The organism is Paracrocinitomix mangrovi, from assembly GCF_019740355.2.
GTDB classification, from domain to species: Bacteria; Bacteroidota; Bacteroidia; order Flavobacteriales_D; family Crocinitomicaceae; genus Paracrocinitomix; species Paracrocinitomix mangrovi.
The window spans coordinates 1994455-2015078 of record NZ_CP091819.1; the positions used below are offsets into that span (position 1 = coordinate 1994455).

General features: G+C 35.3%; 16 protein-coding genes. 11 read left to right on the top strand and 5 right to left on the bottom strand.

The genetic code is table 11. The annotated features are described in order from the left end of the window. Nucleotides 1-74: 74 nt before the first annotated feature. The 5 genes from K6119_RS08960 (at nt 75) to K6119_RS08980 (ending at nt 8485) form a co-directional block, all read left to right on the top strand. Nucleotides 75-731, top strand: a complete 657-nt coding sequence (locus K6119_RS08960; protein ID WP_221838399.1) for a CoA transferase subunit B — start codon at nt 75-77, stop codon at nt 729-731. Between the two features lie 5 nt (nt 732-736). Continuing rightward, the gene (locus K6119_RS08965) at nt 737-2164 is read left to right on the top strand and encodes an FAD-dependent oxidoreductase (protein WP_221838401.1); all 1428 of its coding nucleotides are present in this window, start codon (nt 737-739) and stop codon (nt 2162-2164) included. A gap of 2 nt (nt 2165-2166) precedes the next feature. Further along, entirely contained in the window at nt 2167-3765 is a 1599-nt protein-coding gene (locus K6119_RS08970) for a hypothetical protein (RefSeq protein ID WP_221838403.1), read from the top strand. Between the two features lie 84 nt (nt 3766-3849). After that, complete coding sequence (locus tag K6119_RS08975; protein ID WP_221838412.1) at nt 3850-7341, top strand: WD40 domain-containing protein; 3492 nt, start codon at nt 3850-3852, stop codon at nt 7339-7341. A 1-nt stretch (nt 7342) separates the two neighbouring features. Next, nucleotides 7343-8485 (top strand): hypothetical protein, encoded by a 1143-nt coding sequence (locus tag K6119_RS08980; RefSeq protein ID WP_221838414.1) that lies wholly within the window; start codon nt 7343-7345, stop codon nt 8483-8485. Here K6119_RS08980 and K6119_RS08985 read toward each other — a convergent pair whose 3' ends face one another. Next, the gene (locus tag K6119_RS08985; RefSeq protein WP_221838415.1) at nt 8486-10039 is read right to left on the bottom strand and encodes a glycine--tRNA ligase; all 1554 of its coding nucleotides are present in this window, start codon (nt 10037-10039) and stop codon (nt 8486-8488) included. A 277-nt stretch (nt 10040-10316) separates the two neighbouring features. On the opposite strand from K6119_RS08985, the gene K6119_RS08990 reads away from it, so the two are divergent. The 3 genes from K6119_RS08990 to K6119_RS09000 all read left to right on the top strand — a co-directional run bounded on the left by K6119_RS08990 (nt 10317) and on the right by K6119_RS09000 (nt 13997). Continuing rightward, nucleotides 10317-11033 carry a phenylalanine-4-hydroxylase gene (locus K6119_RS08990; protein WP_221838416.1) on the top strand — a complete coding sequence of 239 codons (717 nt, stop codon included), beginning with the start codon at nt 10317-10319 and terminating at the stop codon, nt 11031-11033. A gap of 176 nt (nt 11034-11209) precedes the next feature. Further along, nucleotides 11210-11533, top strand: coding sequence for a hypothetical protein (locus K6119_RS08995; RefSeq protein WP_221838417.1), 324 nt, complete (start codon nt 11210-11212; stop codon nt 11531-11533). After that, nucleotides 11526-13997 (top strand): T9SS type A sorting domain-containing protein, encoded by a 2472-nt coding sequence (locus K6119_RS09000; RefSeq protein WP_221838418.1) that lies wholly within the window; start codon nt 11526-11528, stop codon nt 13995-13997. The genes K6119_RS08995 and K6119_RS09000 overlap by 8 nt, the downstream gene beginning before the upstream one ends. Nucleotides 13998-13999: 2 nt before the next feature. Here K6119_RS09000 and K6119_RS09005 read toward each other — a convergent pair whose 3' ends face one another. From K6119_RS09005 to K6119_RS09015, 3 genes are read right to left on the bottom strand one after another with little or no spacing between them, the layout of a single operon-like run. Next, complete coding sequence (locus K6119_RS09005; RefSeq protein WP_221838419.1) at nt 14000-14803, bottom strand: ABC transporter permease; 804 nt, start codon at nt 14801-14803, stop codon at nt 14000-14002. After that, a complete protein-coding gene (locus tag K6119_RS09010) occupies nt 14800-15696 on the bottom strand; it encodes an ABC transporter ATP-binding protein (RefSeq protein ID WP_221838421.1) in 897 nt (298 codons plus the stop codon). Before K6119_RS09010 ends, K6119_RS09005 begins: the two co-directional genes overlap by 4 nt. Before the next feature lie 29 nt (nt 15697-15725). Continuing rightward, nucleotides 15726-16229, bottom strand: a complete 504-nt coding sequence (locus K6119_RS09015; RefSeq protein WP_221838422.1) for a hypothetical protein — start codon at nt 16227-16229, stop codon at nt 15726-15728. A gap of 41 nt (nt 16230-16270) precedes the next feature. Between K6119_RS09015 and K6119_RS09020 the strand changes: the two genes are divergently transcribed. Beyond that, entirely contained in the window at nt 16271-16534 is a 264-nt protein-coding gene (locus K6119_RS09020) for a 4a-hydroxytetrahydrobiopterin dehydratase (RefSeq protein ID WP_255715301.1), read from the top strand. Nucleotides 16535-16801: 267 nt separating this feature from the next. Then, nucleotides 16802-17050 (top strand): hypothetical protein, encoded by a 249-nt coding sequence (locus tag K6119_RS09025; RefSeq protein ID WP_221838426.1) that lies wholly within the window; start codon nt 16802-16804, stop codon nt 17048-17050. A gap of 1 nt (nt 17051) precedes the next feature. Here the strand turns inward: K6119_RS09025 and K6119_RS09030 are convergent, their stop codons facing one another. Next, nucleotides 17052-18992 carry a SpoIIE family protein phosphatase gene (locus K6119_RS09030; RefSeq protein WP_221838434.1) on the bottom strand — a complete coding sequence of 647 codons (1941 nt, stop codon included), beginning with the start codon at nt 18990-18992 and terminating at the stop codon, nt 17052-17054. Nucleotides 18993-19183: 191 nt separating this feature from the next. Here K6119_RS09030 and K6119_RS09035 point away from each other — a divergent pair, with 191 nt between their 5' ends. Continuing rightward, nucleotides 19184-20623, top strand: a complete 1440-nt coding sequence (locus K6119_RS09035; RefSeq protein WP_221838436.1) for an amidohydrolase family protein — start codon at nt 19184-19186, stop codon at nt 20621-20623. The last annotated feature ends 1 nt before the right edge of the window (nt 20624 follow it).

Genomic DNA, 20624 nt, shown 5'->3' on the forward strand with positions numbered 1-20624 from the left:
CTTTACGTGCTGCTATTTGACAAGATGATACAAAGGGTCAAATTACTGGAAGAACTGAAGAAAAGAAAATAAATATGTCACTGGATAAAAACGGAATCGCTAAAAGAATTGCACAAGAACTAGAAGATGGTTGGTATGTCAATCTTGGTATCGGAATCCCCACTTTGGTTGCTAATTATATTCCTGAAGGGATTGAAGTTGAGTTTCAATCTGAAAATGGAATTTTAGGAATGGGCCCATTTCCGTTCGAAGGTGAAGAAGATGCTGATTTAATCAACGCAGGAAAACAAACTGTAACACTACAAAAAGGAGCTGTAATTTTTGATTCTGCAACATCTTTTGCAATGATTAGAGGTCAGCACGTACAGTTAACTGTACTAGGCGCTATGGAAGTTGCTCAAAATGGTGACATTGCCAACTGGAAGATTCCAGGCAGAATGGTAAAAGGAATGGGAGGCGCAATGGATCTTGTGGCATCTGCTGAAAACATTATTGTTGCCATGATGCACACCAACAAAAAAGGAGAATCAAAACTACTTAAACAATGTACTTTACCTTTAACCGGCGTAGGCTGTGTAACCAAAGTGGTAACAGATATGGCCGTTCTTGAAATAAAAGACAATAAGTTTCATTTAATTGAACGTGCGCCCGGAGTTAGTGTGGAAGAAATTATTGCAGCTACTGAAGGCGATTTAGTAGTTCCTGCTGAAGTACCTGAAATGAAAATCTAAAACCTTTGGAAAAGAAAAAAATTGCTGTAATTGGAGCAGGGCCGGCAGGTATCACTGCGGCTTATGAATTATCAAAAAAAGGACATGAAGTTGAAGTTTTTGAAGCAAGTCCTGATGTTGGAGGATTGTCAAAAACAATTGATCTTTGGAATCAAAAAGTAGACTTAGGTCCACATAGATTTTTTAGCAACGACACCAAAGTCAACCAAGTATGGCTTGAGGTTGTAGGTAAAGACTACAGAATGGTTGATCGATTAACCAGAATCTATTATAAAAAGAAGTTTTATTACTATCCGCTTAAACCTTTTGACGCACTAAAAAAACTTGGGCTAGGAACTGCATTTGTTTGTGTAATGAGTTACATGAAAGAACGCATTGCTCCGGTTAAAAAAGACGGCTCATTTGAAACATGGGTTATAGGTAGATTTGGATATAGATTGTTTTCCATTTTCTTCAAAACCTACAGTGAAAAATTGTGGGGAATTAGTTGCAAAGATTTAGACGAAGATTTTGCGGCTCAGAGAATTAAAAAACTCTCTCTTTTTAAAGCAGTTTGGAGTGCTATGTTTAAAGGTAAAAAAACCAAACACAAAACACTTGTTGATCAATTTGCTTACCCACTTGGAGGAACAGGTATGGTTTACGAGAGAATGAGGGACAATATCGTTAACAAAGGGAATCAAGTACACCTAAAATCTCCTGTTAAGAGAGTAATTTGTAAAAACGGAAAAGTCAATGCTGTTGAACTAGTTGACGGAACCGTTAAAGATTATGATCATGTAATCTCTTCAATGCCCATTACTCATTTGGTTAACAATATGGACGAAGTTCCTGAAAAAGTAATTGAGGCAAATAATAAGCTAACTTTCAGAAACACTTTATTGGTTTACCTAAAGGTTGAAGGTCAAGATGTTTTCCCGGACAACTGGCTATATGTGCATAGCTCAGATTTACAAATGGGACGTATTACCAATTTTAGAAACTGGGTTCCTGAAATCAATAACAATGAAGATTCAACAATTGTAGTTTTAGAATATTGGGCATATGACAATGACGAAATCTGGAATGCTACTGATGAAGATTTAATTGCCTTAGGAAAAGATGAATTGCGTAAAACGGGCTTGATAAAAGATCTTGAAATATCAGATGGACATGTAGTAAAGATTCCTAAATGTTATCCTGTTTATGAAAGAGGATATAAGGAACCTTTAAAACTTGTTGAAGACCATTTAACTTCAATCGACAATTTATCCGTAATTGGAAGATATGGAGCCTTTAAATACAACAATCAGGATCACTCTATTCTCATGGGACTATTGGCAGCTGAAAACATTGCAGATGGTGCTAGCAACAATCTTTGGGAAATCAACACAGACTACGAAGACTATCAAGAAAAGTCTACCATAACTGAATCAGGTCTTAGTCATGAATAATCATGTTAACGCTGAAGAAAAATAAGTTCTTTTTATTAGGGATTTTAATCCTGGTAATTGGTTTTATTTTCACGCTTCAAATTAGAAAAGACAAGTTAAATGCTCCAATGTCTGGAGATTTGGAATGGATTACTGCGCATACTTTAATCACATTAGAATTATGGGATACAGAAGGAGGACCATCTCAATTTAACTTTAGTCCCATTTACACTTATCCGGGAAGAGGAAACATCTATCATTCCCCATTTGGAGGAGTGATGGAGAAAAGTGGTCGTCACTATTACACATCATATCCGCCATTTGCATTTATTTTTGCGTATTACAGCACTAAAATGCTCGGTGGCCCTGACTTGTTAAGTATAAGAACAGTCAATCTAATTATCCACTTTTTATGCGCCCTTTTGCTTTATCTAATCATCTACAAGCTCAGAAAAAATGCGAAAGACACGTTTTCAATAGCCGCAACAACTGCGGTATTGCTGTATTTATTTAGCGTCGGTTATTTATGGGGACATTCAATTCTTTATTTTGCAGACACTTTGATGCAGCTATTGGTGCTGATCTCCATTTATTTATTGATCAAACTGGTAAAAGGGCAATATAAAAGTCAAAGAATGATCCTTGCCCTAATAGGAATGGCAACCTTCATTTCTGTTTACACCGAATGGCTTGGACTTTTGTTTGCGTTTTTCTACGGAATAACTTTATTGGTTTTCTATTTTAAAGAAAAGAAGAAGGTATTTCTATACAGTTTCTGGGTGATTGGTATTACGGCTATTTTAAGTTTAGGATTAACAGTTTTTCAATACAGTAGTTTAGCAGGGTTTGAAACGTTGGTTGATGTAAGTCAGATGAAATATCAAGAAAGAAGTGGGCTACAAGAATTCAATACACAAGTTGTAGTGTACAATTGGAACAATCCAAGGTCATGGTTTTTGCTTGATCATTTCTTAAACAGGAATTTTTCAATGGTCATCAATTTGCTAGGTATAAGCGGATTCTTTTTAATTCCCGTATTGATATGGAGAAAAAGTAGAAAACAAATCAAAAACCTAAAATGGAAAATTATAATTCCATTAATCTTAGTGCTCTCAGTTTTTTGCCATTATTTGATTTTATTCAACTTCAACGCCATCCACAATTTTGCGAATCTCAAAACAGCTTTGGCAATGATCATCATTATTGCTGTGATCATTCAAATAGTTGAAGAATCTATCAACTGGAAATTGAACATTGCTTTTTCTGCGATCTTGTTATTCTTGTTAATCACAAGAATTGATAGATCTATTAGGAGATATCAAGCATTATATGATGAAACAGTATTTCCTAATCAACTTGACAAGACTGCAAGTTTAATAAAGGAATATGGTGATCCTGACAAATATGTTTTTTCAAATGTTTTTGTCAATCCTGAGTTCATTTATAAATCAAAACATTTGATTTTCCCAATGCAAGACACCTCTGGAATTTATGGTGTAATGGACATGTTTCAGTTTGATAAAGCCCAATATTTCTATCACAACGACACTGGAGGCCAGTATATGATTGAATTGGTTAAACAAAATGATCATATGATTCCAATTAAAAGGATGGACTTTTAAATTTTCTTAAGGAACTTCAAATAATTGGCATAAAACCTGCATAAATCCTGTACATTTAATAGATTTGTTAGACACGTTCATGCTATGAAACAAATACTTACTTTTCTACTACTACTTTTTACGGTTTCTAGTTTTAGCCAGGAAATTGAAGTTATCACCCAAGAGAAAACTCAAGGTTATATAACGCTGCTTTCGTACAGCCCTGATGGATCATTACTTGCCTCTGGTTCAGCAAAAGAAAATTCAATAAAAATCTGGGATATCAACTCCGGTAAAATTATTGGTAAACTAGATGGCCATACAGACTATACTACTGCTATTATGTTTAATGATGATGGTACTAAAATAGTTTCTACAGCTAATGACCAATACCTCATTACCTGGGACATCATCAATTGGGAGATGGTAGATTCAGTTAAAACAGAGAGTCCGGTTTTGAATATGTGCCTCAATCCAAATCAAAAAGGAACTTTTTACACAGGTTCGGATGATGGAGAAGTTAACGAATGGGCAATCAGCAATATTCAAGAACACAAAACACTTTACAAAGAAGATAACGCTATTACAAAATTGGCTTGCTCGGGAAAACACCTAGCTTCTGGAGGCAAAAATGGTCAAATAACCGTTTACAATCTTGAAAGTAATGCCACTGAAAAATCTAAAAAAGTTCATACATCCAAAGTAATTGGGCTCAACTTTTACAATGACGGACAAGGGTTAATTACAACCGGAGGTGGAGGTTTAGTGCACTTGTGGAATATAAACGACCTACAAGACAGTAAACATATAAAAGCTTCAAATAGCGGAATTACTGCCTTTGATGCAAACGTTGAAAAAAACAGATTTGTAACGGCTAGTAGTACACGTAGAATCAGAGTTTGGGATCTGGAAGGAAATGAAATTTATGAATTCAAAGACAAACTAGAAGATCAAAATAATACTGAAGCTGTTAGAGCATTACAAATTAGCCCTGATGGGTCAACAGTTGCCAGTTCAGGATTTGGCAAAACACGCAGTTTTAAATTGAGAAAAGGAGATAATGTGATTCGAATTTGGGATATGAATCGCGGATCTCTTTACAAGCTTTTAGAAGGACAGGTAAACCCTATTTACACTTTTGATTTTCATCCAAACGAAAATAAACTAGTGACGCTAGGAGAAGACAGGATCCTTACATTTTGGGATTTTAATCTTGCCGAAAAATATGGTGAGTTTGAATTACAAGAACCGCATAGAGAAATTCCACCTAAAATGAAATTTTGGTCAAAAGATAACATCTCCAAAAAAACAGATGGAATTTTAGGAAGCATTAAAAATGGAAGAATTCCAACAATTGGAGTTCGTAAAGACCCTGTACAAACTACACAAAAAGTAGGGGCCAAAATGATTAAAAGATCCTTTACTGAAAAAGCCATAGTAAAGTTCTCATCTAATGGAAGTTATTTGATCACAAAATTACCGAAAGACGACATTAGATATTATGATTTAAGCAAAAAGAAACCTGAATATATCGGTCCACTATGGAGTTATCAAACCAACATTAATCAGATGATTACTTCACCTGATGAAAAGTATTTGGCCGTGTTGGGTTCAGGTGATTCTGCCTGTTCAATAATAGATATGCAGACAGGTGAGTTCATGCGTAAATTAATAACTCCAGGTCCTGAAGGCAGAATCAACTTTTTATTTGAAGCTAACTCCTTAGCTTTTTCACCTGATGGGAAATTACTGGCTTTGTGTTTCAATACATCTCAAACTTACGTTTTTGAAACTGAGCGCTGGAATATGGTTTTTGCCAATGATCTTCCGGGGCATTTAGGTTTGCCAAAAGGAGCTTTTGTAAACTTCACAGAGGATGGTGAATACATGATAGTAAGCTCATCTTTTGGTGTAAAAAAATACAGTACCAAAACTTTTGATGTAATGACAGCCGACAAATTGGCTATTGATGGTTTGTCTGAACCTTTAGACAAACCTTCTAACTATGCGGTTACTCATAACGAAGGATACTTATACATTGAAAATGTATATGACAAATCATATCAAAAAGTATTGAAAACTGAACAAAGAGCAGTAACGCACATTTCAATCAGCCCTAAAGGTAAATTTGGTATTACCACAAAAAGTGGTCAGTTTTTATTGATAGACCCAAGTAGTGGAGAGAAAGAAATGTTATTGGTGGCAGACGGTGATAATTACATTTTTAAAACATCTGATAATTATTACAAAGTATCAAAAGAAGGTTTTGAATTGGTAACTTTTAGAATTGGAAATCAAGCATATCCTTTTGAGCAGTTTGACGCAGTATTTAACAGGCCTGACCTAGTACTTAAAAAGCTAGGCTGTCAAGAAGAAGAGTTAATGGCGCTTTACAAATTAGCCTATGAAAAACGAATTAAAAAGCTGGGCTTAAAACCTACTAACACAGTTTCTTTGGATGACATCCCAAATTTATCCATTAATAACGTGTCCGATATTCCGGCAATTACAGTTAGAAATGAAGTGTCGTTAAAAGTTGATATGTCAGATAAAAGAGGATTGATGAGCTACAATATCTACATAAATAATGTTCCGCTCTACGGTAAAAATGGTAAATCCTTAAGTGGTGTTACTACCGTACAACATACTGAGGAAGTTTCATTAGTACATGGTGTAAATAAAATTCAGGTAAGTTGCAGAAACACCAACGGATATGAAAGTTTAATGCAAACGGTATATGTAGAAAAAGAAGGTGATGCACCGCAAAAAGATCTTTATCTGATTACAGTAGGTACTTCCAAATACAAAGACGATAGATATAATTTACAGTATGCTGCAAAAGATGGGCAAGATTTAGCAACACTATTACAATCCAACAGCAATGGGGTTTATGCTAATGTAAAAACCAAAGCCCTTTATAATGAAGATGTAACAGCCACTAACATTACCGAATTGCATCATTTTTTAATGTCTTCAAAACCAGATGACATTATAATGGTTTTTGTTGCAGGACACGGGGTTTTGGACGGCAACTTTGATTATTACTTTGGAACCTATGATATGAATTTTACTGATCCGGCAAACAAAGGTTTATCGTACGAAAGATTAGAAGGTATTTTAGATGGAATTAAAGCCAATAAAAAGATTCTGATCATGGATACTTGCCATTCGGGTGAAGTTGACAAAGATGATGTATTTTTTGCCGTTAAAAGTGATGAAGAAGACGACAAAGATGATGGAGAAGAAATCTCTTTCAGAAATGTAGGACCGGCAGTTGAAGAAACTTCTGCAGCTACACCAAGTAGGCTAGCAAGTGTATTGTTTAATGACTTAAGAAGAGGTACTGGTTCCACAGTTATTTCTTCAGCCGGAGGTGCAGAATTTGCCATGGAAAGTGACGAGTGGAAAAATGGATTATTTACCTACTGTTTACTAGATGGATTAAAAAGTGGAGAAGCTGATCTGGACAAGGATGGAAATGTAATGTTAATGGAGTTACAAGAATACGTTGTAGATCGCGTAACGAAATTATCAAAAGGTAAACAAGTACCTAATACCAGAATTAAAAACCTTGAACTAGACTTTAGAATTTGGTAATATGAAGCATATCATTCTCTTTTCAATAATAATTAGCACAAGCATAGTATTTGGGCAAAAAACTTTAACTGCTATTGACAAATGTGATGTTGGTGCTTTAGAAAAAGCAATAGCTGCGGGATATGATATAAATGAAAAATTCATGATCCCAATTGATGAAGGAGCTGATGAAATTGAAGCCAATTTATTGAGTTATGCTGTTCACGGAGAATGTTTGGATGCAGTAAACTACCTCATTGAAAGAAAAGATCAATTGACAGATTTTGATTTGATATTGACAGAGGCTTTTATTTATAGTTTATCTGTAGGAAATGATGAAATAAGCTCAGTATTGTATGCTCAAAATCCCTTACCAAAAGGTATTTGCGATATCTGCCATGGAAACAATGCAATTATGGTGGCCGCTACTTATGGTAGAGAGGATTGGTACAACAAACTAAAAGATCAATCAGACTTATCATACATCAATCACAGTGGGGCAAATCTTGTTACAGCTGCATCATCAGGTTCAAGCCAAGCAATTTTGAAAGATGTATTGCAATCAACCAAACTTGATTTAAATAAAAAAGATAACGAAGGTTTAACACCTTTAGATTATGCAGCTTCAAACTCTGATAACAAGGAAGCATTTAATACACTTGTTAAATTTGGAGCAGACATTGAAAAAAGCTGGAACCTTTTGTATTGGTGGACCATGTATCCTGATCTTGAACTTACTGAAGACATTATTAAAAAACGTAAGAATGATGTTTGGATGATTGATGAAGATGGAGATAATTGCCTGATGTTATTGAGTTATTTTTATGTAGATTTTATTGAGAAAGACAAGAAATTTGAAAAGGTTTTATTGACCATTATCGACATCATGAAAGAAGGTTATGAAAATGGTGAAGGCAATTATGATTATGTCAAAAGACTTTACTACAACAAAATCAATGTAAATTATTTAAACGCTATGTTATTGACAGATGATTACACTTCAGAATCTCCCATTTATCCTAAATACCTTGAATTGTTGAGTGTAATATGTGAGAAAAACGATTTTTGTCCTGTATACAAAAAAGAGTACAAAAAGGCTTGTAAAATTTATGGTAAAGAGGTTGTGACAGATTGGTATACCAAGTATAGCTTACCAATGGATTAATTACCCTGCAACTGCGTCTTTAATCAGCAACTTCTTCATACTTACTTTCTCTCCAATTATCTTTTCTAATTGGTCTACAGAAACACGTTCTTGCTCCATTGTATCTCTATCTCTGATAGTAACAGTATTGTCTTCTAAAGTTTGATGATCTACCGTTACTGAAAACGGAGTACCTATAGCGTCTTGTCTTCTATATCTCTTACCAATCGAATCTTTCTCATCATATTGACAATTGAAATCTAACTTTAATCCATCAATTATCTCTCTTGCTTTTTCCGGTAAACCATCTTTTTTAGTCAATGGCATTACTGCTACTTTGTATGGAGATAAAGCAGGAGGAATAGATAAAACTGTTCTTTGTGAACCATCTTCTAAAGTTTCCTCATTGTATGATGAAGCTAAAACCGCCAGGAACATTCTATCTAATCCAATAGACGTTTCTACCACAAACGGAATATATGATTCATTGATTTCAGGATCAAAATATCTCAATTTTTTACCAGAAAACTCTTCGTGTTGTTTAAGGTCAAAATCAGTTCTTGAATGAATACCTTCTAACTCTTTAAATCCCATTGGAAAGTTGAATTCAATATCAGCAGCAGCATTTGCATAATGAGCTAATTTTAAATGATCATGAAATCTGTATTTATCATCTCCCAAACCTAGAGATTTGTGCCAATTCATTCTGAACTCTTTCCAGTAATCATACCACTTCATCTCTTCTCCAGGACGTACAAAAAATTGCATTTCCATTTGCTCAAACTCACGCATTCTGAAAATAAACTGTCTTGCTACAATCTCATTTCTGAAAGCTTTTCCAATTTGCGCAATTCCAAAAGGAATTTTCATTCTTCCTGATTTTTGTACGTTCAAGTAGTTTACAAAAATCCCCTGTGCCGTTTCAGGTCTTAAATAAATCTTAGCAGATTCTCCGGAAACAGAACCTAATTCAGTTGAGAACATCAAGTTAAATTGCTTAACATCTGTCCAGTTTTTTGAACCTGAAAGAGGACAAACAATCCCTAACTCTTCAATCAATTCTTTCACTGCCACCAAATCTTCTTTTTCAAGAGATTCCTTCATCCTTGCTTCAATAGATTTGATCTCTTCAACTCTTCTTAAAATATTGGGATTGGTTGCTCTAAACTGCTCTTCATCAAAAGAATCACCAAATCGTTTTTTTCCTTTCTCAACTTCTTTATCATTTTTTTGTTTGATCTTTTCAATGTGCTCTTCAATCAAAACATCAGCACGGTATCTTTTTTTAGAATCTTTATTGTCAATTAAAGGATCATTGAAAGCGTCAACATGACCTGAAGCCTTCCAGGTAGTTGGTTCCATAAAAATAGCAGCATCAATTCCGACAATATTCTCGTGCATATGAACCATTGCTTTCCACCAATATTCTTTGATGTTATTTTTCAATTCAGATCCTAGTTGACCGTAATCATAGGTTGCACTTAATCCGTCATAAATTTCAGAAGATGGAAATACAAATCCGTATTCTTTTGCATGTCCAATAATGTCTTTTAAATTATCTTCTTGTGTTGCCATTTTGTTGAGAAATTTGCCACAAATATAGGGCTTAATTTAGGCTTAATGCCACCAATTGTTTTTTTTGGCACAAATATTTCTATATTTGACGCGGTTGCATATAACTATGAGAAATATCTCTATAAATAACACTTATTATTATTGGATGATCCCAAAGGGGTTGATCTTGTAATTTGTGTTATCGCTAAATATTAATTATGAAGGTCCTCCCCTATTTCGGGGAGGATTTTTTTTGCAATTCATTCCCGTGATTTTGGAGGCTACTAAATTTTAGAAAATGGAAGTAGCATTAAAACAACAAATGGACAAATACACTCAAGAAGATTTTGTAGTGTGGAAGATGCTTTTTGAGCGTCAGGCTGAAAACTTAAAGCAAAAGGGGAGTCAGTGTTACTTGAATGCTTTGGAGGAAATGCAAGAGGTATTGAACAAGTCTATTATTCCAGATTTTAGAGCGATTAATTCCCATTTTTCAGGGAACACAGGATGGGAAATAGCAGTAGTTCCGGGATTGATTCCGGTAGCAGAATTTTTTACTTTGTTGGCAGAGAAAAAATTCTGTTCATCAACCTGGTTACGCAGTATGAAAAACCTAGATTACCTGGAGGAACCGGACATGTTTCATGACGTATTTGGTCATATTCCATTATTGAGTAATGATGTTTTTTCTGCTTTTGCGCATGAATTTGGACAAATGGGTTTAAAACACATCAACAATGAACAGGCATTAATTAAACTACAAAGATTGTACTGGTTCACTATTGAATTTGGAGTAATCATGGAGGAGCACGTCAAAGCTTATGGCGCAGGTATCATGTCATCATTTGGAGAAACTAATCGCATTGCCAACAGAGAATGTACTTTTCTTGAATTTGACATTGAAGCTATTCTGAACAAATCATTCAAAACGGATGAAATGCAAGAAGAATACTTTGTAATTGAGTCATTAGATCAACTTTACAATAGTTTGGGGGAAGCTGAGCGATTTTTGTAAAATTTCTGTTACATATTGATCAGTAATTGGAGTGCGTGTGATATTTTTATCATTAAGCAACTGTATTTCAGTGAAATCCGTCATCTAAGTATAAAGTCTGACAATATTTACTTAAATTGTAGATAACGCATACTTAATAAACCTGTTACCTCAATATTTATCCCAAAAAACTAGCCATGTTTAAAGCAGTCCTACTAATACTACTTCTTACTTCTTCCTTTTTATCTTTTTCACAAAGTCAGGAACAAGCTGAAGAAGAAGTTTTTCAACTTAAAAAATCTCTTGTATTAACAGTTGATTTTGAAGGTGTAGATAAAGATACCCAAGGAGCTATTAAAGATGAGTTTATTGGGTACAAAGACAAAATGTATTCTGTAGAACTAAATGAAAAAACTGAAGTACTTAAGGTGGTTCATGTTTTGGAAATGCAGAAGAATGAGGCAATGGCGATTTTATTGAAATTTGGTATTGACGAATCAAGAGTAGTAAGTTATGAATAAGGCTATTAAAATATTAGGCCTGAGCTTAGCTTTTCTTTTAGGTTCGGTTCAGACAACATTTTCTCAAGCAACTTGTGCAGGGGCCACTCCTTTGACTCCTGGATCAACACAATGTGGAACCAATAGTTTTGCAGGATCTTTCCCAGACGGAAGTACAGCCCCATTGAATCCATGTAGTTCATCTTATAATGATGGTGAATATTGGTTTTCATATACGGGTACGGGTCAGGCTTTACAATTAGATGTTTCAGGATTAACTGCAACATGGTCGGGGATTTTTGTTTTGGATAATTGTCCGGCATCATCACCAAACTGTGTAGCCAGCCACACAAATGGAGGTTCAACAGCAAACTACTCAATTACTACTCCCGCTTTGACAAATGGAGCTACTTATTACATTGTTATTGCCAATTGGTCTTCACCTTACAGCACGGCGTTTTGTTTGGATGCAACAGTTACGGTTCCGCCGACACCACCAGCAAATGACGAATGTAGTGGAGCAATCAATGTTCCCGTAAACCCTGATTTTTCTTGTTCATCAGTTGCTTCAGGAACTATTAATCTGGCTACTGCATCTTCTCAAAACACAGCCTCTTGTGGTGGAACAGAAGATGATGACGTTTGGTTTTCATTTACTGCAACCGGAACTACTCACACTATTGATTTAATTAATATCACAAATGGTACCACAGATTTGTATCACTCAGTATGGACAGGAACTTGCCCTTCTCTTACAGTAGTTGCAGGATCGTGTAGTGACCCAAATTCATCAACATTAACAGGCTTAACTCCCGGAACAACTTATTACGTTCGTGTTTATTCATGGACATCAACCTCTGGTCAAACCACCGATTTTGATATTTGTATCGGTACACCGCCACCACCACCGGCTAATGACGAGTGTAGTGGCGCAACACCTGTTACCGTAAATCCTGATCAAAATTGTGGATCCGTAACTCCTGGAACAATCGCCAGTGCAACAGCCTCAGCTCAAAATACTGCCTCTTGTGGTGGAACAGAAGATGATGATGTTTGGTTTTCATTTACAGCTACATCATCTCAACATTACATTGACCTTTTAAATATTACAGGAGGAACTACAGACTTATATCACTCAGTTTGGGAAGGGACATGTCCGGCATTAACGCTGGTAACAGGATCATGTAGTGATCCTAACTCATCAACCGTTACCGGATTAACACCAGGAAACACTTATTATGTTCGTGTTTATTCATGGACATCCACAACAGGACAAACCTCTAGTTTTGACATTTGTATTGGAAGTGATCCTACACCAACTTGTACAGATGGAATTCAAAATCAAGGCGAAACAGGTGTAGATTGCGGGGGACCTTGTCCTGCTTGCCCACCACCAAGTTGTGTTGATGGTATTCAAAATCAAAACGAAACAGGAATTGACTGCGGAGGTGTATGCCCAGTTTGTCCACCTCAATTAATTCCAACAGCTTGCGCCAATGTTTCATATACACTAACTACTCAATCAAGTGTTTCATTCTATGATGACGGAGGACCTGGAGGGGACCCGTGTGCAGATGTTGCGGGATCAGGAAACTACTGTAACTGTAATTGCTTCACTACTGTCACTATTTGTGGAGCAGCAGGAGAATTTTTAGTAGCTCAGTTTTATGAATTTGCCATGTGGAACACAACATCAGGTTGGGATTGGATGAAGATTTATGATGGACCAAATACCGCATCAACAGTATTGTACGATAACAGTGCTTCAGGACCAGATAACCCATTTGGAGATTGTGGAATTGGCTCAACCAACATGGAATTTTGTTCAACCGGTAATTGCCTAACGTTTGAATTCTGGGCAACATCCGTAGTAAACAGAGCAGGATGGGATGCATTAGTCACTTCAGTTATTGATCCATGTGTACTTCCGCTACCAATAGAATTAGACAACTTAACCGCTACTTGTGGCAACGGTAAATCCATCATCAACTGGACAACTTACTCTGAACAGAATAACGATTTTTATACCATTGAATCTAGCACAGATGGTGTGAATTATACTGCAGTTGGAAAAGTAGATGGAGCTGGTACTTCATCAAGCACTTTACAATACACATTTACGGATAAAAACCCTGAAATTGGTGTAAACTATTACAGATTAAGACAAACCGACTTTAACGGTAAGATTTCTTACTCTGACCCTGTTGCAGTAAATTGTGGAGAATCACTTTTTTCAATTTATCCAAACCCTACAGAAAACACCTTAAATGTGAGCGGATTGGGTAACTTGCCTGGAAATTATAAGTTTGAATTAACCGACATGTTAGGTAGAATTCTTTACAGTTCAGAACATGTAACCATGGAAGACAATACTCAACCTTATGTGATTAAAGAATTCCAAGACTTTACTGAAGGAACATATATTCTTAGAGTTGTTGACGAATACGACAACTTAGTACAAATGGAGTATGTTGTGAAATTGTAAGATTACAGATCTCTTCTTTTTAATGAGATATAACTGATCAAAACAAATCCAATAATAAAGATTGAAGAAAAAACTGATCTTCCCAGTTGATTTAACTGGAATGGTAGATTAACATCTTCACCTTGAGCTCTAGCAGCATCTATAAACTCTTGTCCAAAAGGAAAAGGAACTAACTGCGATATTGTTATGGTAGGTATAAACTGTGCTACCTCATAAAAATTAGGGATGTTTAGCAAAATTCCGTCAAATAGTATTATTACAACAAAAAGTATAATTGAAAGTGCAGGTCTTCTGATCAACACAGCCCATAAAAACGCAAAAGCAAAGTATCCTACTGTTTGAATAAAATATACTAGCAGGTAATAAATTTCATCAGTGAAATCTGAGATGTTTGAATAAATACTACCAATTATAAATCCGAACAAAAAAGTGTAAAGCGTAATAACTACAGCTAGTACAATTAAGAAAGAAAACTTCCCTAAAATAAAATCTCTTCTACTCAAGCCATCAATTACACTTTGCCTTTGAGTTTTAAAAGCAAAATCGTTGCAAACCAATATAACAACCAAAACACCAAGTAAAATATTCCAGCTACTTGCTATCCAAGTTGTGTAATTCCAAATTTGCGGAAAACCTAAAATCTCTTCTTTTGAAGGAAAAAATGGGAAACCTTGCGTAATGCTTAAAAAAAACTCAATTAAAGACAAAAAAGTAACAGGAACAAGCACCGCATAAATTCCCAAAATCCACCAAAAAGTGTTGTAGTTTTTAACTTTCAGCCACTCTATTTTCAATAACTTCATCATTCCTTTGTGATTTCTAAAAACTGGGCTTCCAAGCTCTTTTTCATTATTCTTAATTCAGAAAGTACAACACCTTTTTCAAAAAACAATTGATTGACATCTGCTGTACTTATATTTTCTGCAACACTCAAAATCATTTCACCGTCATTTACAGACACTAAATCAATTCCTTCTTTATTGTTTATGATTTCTTTACAAGCCTCAACTTTATCAGACTTGATAACAATTTGTTTAGCAGAATGTAAAATGCTTTCAACATCACTTTGTGCTATAACCACTCCTTTTTTAAGAATGACAACATCTGTACAAACCTTTTCAATTTCGTCTAGCTGATGAGATGCTATCAAAATTGTTTTACCATCCGCAGCAATCTCTTTTACCAAAGATCTTATCTCAGCAATTCCCTGAGGATCCAAACCATTTGTAGGTTCATCCAACACTAAAACTTCAGGGTCACTTAACAAAGCAGAAGCTATCGCCAATCTTTGTTTCATTCCAAGTGAGAAAGTTTTAAACTTAGAATTTCTTCTTTCATGAAGATTTACTGCTTTTAATACGCGATCAATCTTAGGCTCAACATCTTCCACTTCTTTTATTTGTCCAACAATTCTCAAATTTTGAACTGCCGTGAGGTATGGAAAAAAATTAGGGGTCTCCAACAAAGCACCTATTCTTCTTCTGTTGGCAACTGCGTCACCATTTCCGAACCAGGAAAAGGAACCGGAAGTTTGATTTAAAACACCTAAAAGTATACCGAGCGTAGTAGTTTTACCACTACCGTTAGGACCAAGAATTCCGAAGACCATACCTTTTTTAACCTCAACATTCAATTTGTTTAAGGCTTTGATTTCGCCATAATTCTTTGATAAATCCTTTATTTCTAAAACCGATTCCAAGAGTAGTTATTTAGTTGGTTTAAAAGTAATTATTTTTCTTTTCGGATGCGGATGTATTTGATTTGCCAATTCAATTTCCAGGTTTTCCCTCCATCCGTTGAAATTTCCCAATCCCAGGTAAATGAATTGGGAGTAATGTTGTAAAAAAGCATTCTTTTCATGACAATCTTATTGTTTTTTACCTCACCTCTAGTTTGAAAAACACGTAAATCCTTATTAACAGTTCCTACCAACTCAAGATAACCACCTTTATTATCAACCCACGTTTGGTGCCATAAGCTATCTGTAGCCGATAAAACCGAAACACTTGTTCCGTAAAAATGATTGACCGAGTCTCTAAAATTTTCTTGAATTACCTTACCGTCCAATGTTTTCTCCACTTTGTTATAGGACACAAACTTTTTCCCATTGGCTCCTGTCCAATGTGCTTCCCATTCTCCAACCCAAAAATCAAAAGCCTTATTTACATCAAACTTTTGAGCTGAAACCGAGAAAGTAAGTAAACTAACTGCAAAAAGTAATACTATCTTCATCTTACTATTTTTATAAAACTACCTTATTTAAAAATCAATCTATCAATAAATACACCAACGGTATGTCAGCATGGAAAGAGGACAAAAATCACTTGATAAAAGAATTTAAACTGAATTCATTTAAGCAAATTACTGAAAAGCTCATTGAAATTGCAAAAATTGCTGACAAGATGGATCACCATCCTGATTTTGAAGTATTTAATTACAACAAAATAAAATTTAAAATTCAAACCCATACCCATAAAACAGTGACAGAACTAGATTATAAACTGGCAGCAGAAATAGATAAAATACTCTCATTATAAACCTGTATAATCACTACTTACAAGGTGTCCAAAAACGTATAAACACCTGAATTAACCAACATTTTTGCTAAATAGGATTCCAATAATTAACTTGGTCTAATCAAGTTTTAAAAATGGTGAAAGGGCTCAATCAATCGACGAAGTACAATTTTTATAACTAATTAAAATCTTTAGTTATAAAGCGATCTAAAATTCTGAATTGACAAATGAGTGATTTTACCCTATTTTATCTGTTACTTTGAAATTGCAATTACGCTAGCTACAAATATGAAAAGACTCACTCACCACCTATCAGCATCAATACTTACTGTTATATTCAGTTTAATTGCTTCTGGGGGCTTTGGTCAACCACCTGCTCCACCTCCACCTCCACCGGCAGGTTCGGCAGGAACTCCATGTTGGGATTCAACATGTATTCCAATTGATTCAGGGATAGTTTTATTAATTATTGTTGCATTGATTTTAGGCACTAGAATGATTCTTAAGTTAAAGAGCAACTTAAAATCAGAATCCTAATTTAAACTCTTAGGCCAATTAGACATACATCATCCAATTGTTCTAACTCACCTTTCCAGGTTTCAAGTGTATTGATAAGCTTATTTTTTTGAGTTGTCATTGGTAATTGATGTGACTCCAGTAAGATTTTCTTAAAGGATTTATATCCTAACTTTTTTCCTTTATCCCCTCCAAATTGATCTGCAAATCCATCCGAAAATAAATATAGCACATCATCTTTTTGTAGTTGAAATTCTTGATTGGTAAATGGAATTGGCTCTGTCTCTGAAGTGCTTTTTCCTATTGCGTGTCTATCTCCTTTTAGTGTTATCAGCTCGTCATTTCTAAAAACATAAATAGGATTTTTAGCACAACTATAGGTCATTAATAGGGATGAAAAATCAACAGAAGCTACAGCAATATCCATCCCATCTCTAATTTCTCCTTCACTTGAAGAAAAAGTACTGTGTATTCCATTATTTAAAAAGTTCAGCATGTTAGCCGGGGATTCCATATTACCCCCGAGTCTTCCCATATTGAGATAATTAATTCCCAATATACTCAGCAATGCTCCCGGAACTCCATGACCCGTACAATCACCAACAGACAAAATACCTTTATTCTCCTTCTCTGCCATCCAATAAAAATCACCACTCAATTGATCTTTGGGTAGATAAATCACAAATGAATCTTTAAATACGCTTTTAACCAGATTTTCATCAGGCATTGCTGCCCCTTGAATTCTTTTAGCATACATAATTGAATCCATCATTTCTTTGGACTTTTCTTCAATGATTTCCTTTTGTAAGGTCACTTCCTCCTTTTGCTTTTCAATGAGGGAATTTTGTTTCCTGATCAATCTCATTCTACTTACAATGAACAATAGCAAAACAAGTACTACACCTAATCCTGAAAATGCAATGATATTTATTTGAGACTGTCTCTTTGTTTCTAAATCTGCAATCTCTTTCTCCTTTGATAAAACGGCAATCTCCTTCTCCTTTTGAGCATTCTGAAAACGCGCCTCCATCTCAGCAATTTGCTGATTATTATCTTCTGTGTTTACCTGATCTCTTAACTCAATATGCTTCTCGTAAAAGTAATTTGCAGAATCAGCCTTTACTCCGGTGTAATTTTTAGCAAGAGCAAGATAAAGACCTTGTAAATAAAAATATTTGTTTTCCTCTTCCCAACAAGTTCTGGCTTTATTATACCAAAACAATGCTTTGCGTTTTTCATTTCTACTTTCCCACAAATATCCCATCCCTTGATAAACAAAACCTTTGTACTCTTCAGAAGGCGCCTCTTGAATTAAAACAAGAGCCTCATTCAATGCAGATTCTGCTTTATCCAAACTATCTTGAGCAATGCAAGCACTTGCATAATCAGCTAGTGCAATTGCAGCTACAAAGGGTCTATCTTCTATGCATAAATCCCTAGCTAATAACAAATCAGCTTTTGCACCGGCTGTATCGCCCTGTATCAACTTCACTTCAGAAAGTGGCATTAAAGATTGACCGTAAATTGCCTTATTTCCAAGCTCCTTTGAAGTTTGTCCGCACTTTTCAAAATAATCAATTGCCGCATCAAATTGTTCTTGACTTTTTAAAACGGCAGCAGTTTCATAATATGCCGCAGCCAATGAAATAGACTGCTCATTTGTAGCCTCCAAAACTTCTACACGCTTCAAATGATTCTCTAAACATTTTGGACGATTATTCATGTTACCATAAGCAAAAGCCTTAAGTCGATAAACCTTATCAGACCTAAAAGGATCTTTTACTTTCAATGCAATCGGTTCTGCCTGATCTGCATAAACCAATGCCTGTTCAGGATTAGGAGTGACAGTATCCCAACCTAAATTGATTAAGGCATCTAATCTTACTGTATCAGCTATATCTTTTTCCAGGAGATTAAGCAGGCTATCAGTTGGAGATTGTCCAAATGAAACCGTACCTATCATCAAGGTTATGCATATTTTATAGAACCTACCCAGCATTAATTGTCACTTCTGTGAGTAAAAATACAACTCAAAATTTAATCTACATCCTTTACTATTTTATTAGTTAAACAAATGGAATCAACTTTGCGCTGTGCATAGTTAATTCAATGCAGGGTTTAAACCTTCAACTTGCTTGGCTACATTTGATTACCATGTCCGATAACAGGCGAGATTTTATAAAAAAATCAGCTATTCTTGCTGCAGCTTCTGCCGTTTCATCTTCGGCACTAGGAAATTTATTGCCTGATGATGGCAATTTAGAAGAACTTTACGATTATAGTATTGAAAATGGAGATGTTTACTTTGAAGGAAAACTTCAAAAACTCTATGTTGGGATAAACTCTTCCGGACGACTTAAAATAAGCCAAAAACCATTAAAAGCACAGCAATATATAAATGCTGCAGGCAAAATAGTATCGCCTGGATTTATTGATATTTTAGCCGATAACTCCTCCGCGCCTGAAGACACTTATCTTACTTTTGAATCATACAAAGTTTCTGATGGCGTAACATCTGCATTACAGCTACATGGCGGACATCACAAAGCCGCCACTTATTACAAAACATTTACTAAAAAATCGCACTATATCAACTGGGGAGTATCCACTAAGGTGATGAATATTAGGCGCAATCAAAAGTCAATCAACACAAGATTAAAAGTCATTGAAAAGAATTTGGCATATGGTGCAATTGCTATTTCACACAGTATTGAATATCAGCCCACACCTTATAGCGAACTTTTAGAATACGGAAAACTGGCATACAAATATCAAAGACCCTTGTTTTTGCATTTAAGATACTCATCAAAAGAACAAGAATTAAGTGGCGTTATTGAAGCCATTAAAATTGCAAGAGACACAGGAGCAGCTGTTCATATTGACCACCTCAACAGCACAGGCGGAACCTTTCATATGGAAAAAGCCATTTCTCTTATTAAAACGGCAGTTGAAGAAGGATTAAAAATCACTACATGTGTTTACCCTTACTCTTATTGGGCAACATATTTACACTCAAAAAGATTTGACGAAGGCTGGAGAAAAAGATACAACCTCACATATTCGGACTTAACTGTAGTTGGAACAGGGGAAAAATTGAGTCAATCAAGATTTAATGAACTAAGAAGCAAATCTGGAGTATTAGTAGCTGTACCAGAGGGAACAATGCCTTTAAGTCAAACTGTGGATATTGCTATTAAAGAAGACTTTTGTTTAATTGGTTCTGATGGCGGAATTGAAAGAGCTAACCGTGCGAACAATCATCCTAGAGGAGCAGGTTGTTTTGCAACGGCAGTAAGACATTTTCAAGACATTGGAATTCCATTGGAGACTATTTTATACAAACTTACAGAAGCACCAACCAAACTTTTAAAACCTGCATTAATGAAACGTGGAAAGCTTAAAGACAATTACCGCGCAGACATTATAATTTTTGATAAAGACACCATTAACGGTGCAGCAACCATGGCAAATCCTAATCAGTTTTCAGACGGAATAGATTACGTATTTGTCAATGGAGAAATTGCTTGTAAGCAAAAGAAACTTAAATTTATGAATGGCAAGCAAATAAAAATTCAAGCCGCTAAAATCATGTAAT

Excerpts from the sequence above, each read along its gene's own strand:
- K6119_RS08960 (WP_221838399.1), top strand. The coding sequence starts at position 75 with ATGTCACTGGATAAAAACGGAATCGCTAAAAGAATTGCACAAGAACTA.
- K6119_RS08970 (WP_221838403.1), top strand. The coding sequence starts at position 2,167 with ATGTTAACGCTGAAGAAAAATAAGTTCTTTTTATTAGGGATTTTAATC.
- K6119_RS08975 (WP_221838412.1), top strand. The coding sequence starts at position 3,850 with ATGAAACAAATACTTACTTTTCTACTACTACTTTTTACGGTTTCTAGT.
- K6119_RS08980 (WP_221838414.1), top strand. The coding sequence starts at position 7,343 with ATGAAGCATATCATTCTCTTTTCAATAATAATTAGCACAAGCATAGTA.
- K6119_RS08985 (WP_221838415.1), bottom strand. The coding sequence starts at position 10,039 with ATGGCAACACAAGAAGATAATTTAAAAGACATTATTGGACATGCAAAA.
- K6119_RS08990 (WP_221838416.1), top strand. The coding sequence starts at position 10,317 with ATGGAAGTAGCATTAAAACAACAAATGGACAAATACACTCAAGAAGAT.
- K6119_RS08995 (WP_221838417.1), top strand. The coding sequence starts at position 11,210 with ATGTTTAAAGCAGTCCTACTAATACTACTTCTTACTTCTTCCTTTTTA.
- K6119_RS09000 (WP_221838418.1), top strand. The coding sequence starts at position 11,526 with ATGAATAAGGCTATTAAAATATTAGGCCTGAGCTTAGCTTTTCTTTTA.
- K6119_RS09005 (WP_221838419.1), bottom strand. The coding sequence starts at position 14,803 with ATGATGAAGTTATTGAAAATAGAGTGGCTGAAAGTTAAAAACTACAAC.
- K6119_RS09015 (WP_221838422.1), bottom strand. The coding sequence starts at position 16,229 with ATGAAGATAGTATTACTTTTTGCAGTTAGTTTACTTACTTTCTCGGTT.
- K6119_RS09025 (WP_221838426.1), top strand. The coding sequence starts at position 16,802 with ATGAAAAGACTCACTCACCACCTATCAGCATCAATACTTACTGTTATA.
- K6119_RS09030 (WP_221838434.1), bottom strand. The coding sequence starts at position 18,992 with ATGATAGGTACGGTTTCATTTGGACAATCTCCAACTGATAGCCTGCTT.
- K6119_RS09035 (WP_221838436.1), top strand. The coding sequence starts at position 19,184 with ATGTCCGATAACAGGCGAGATTTTATAAAAAAATCAGCTATTCTTGCT.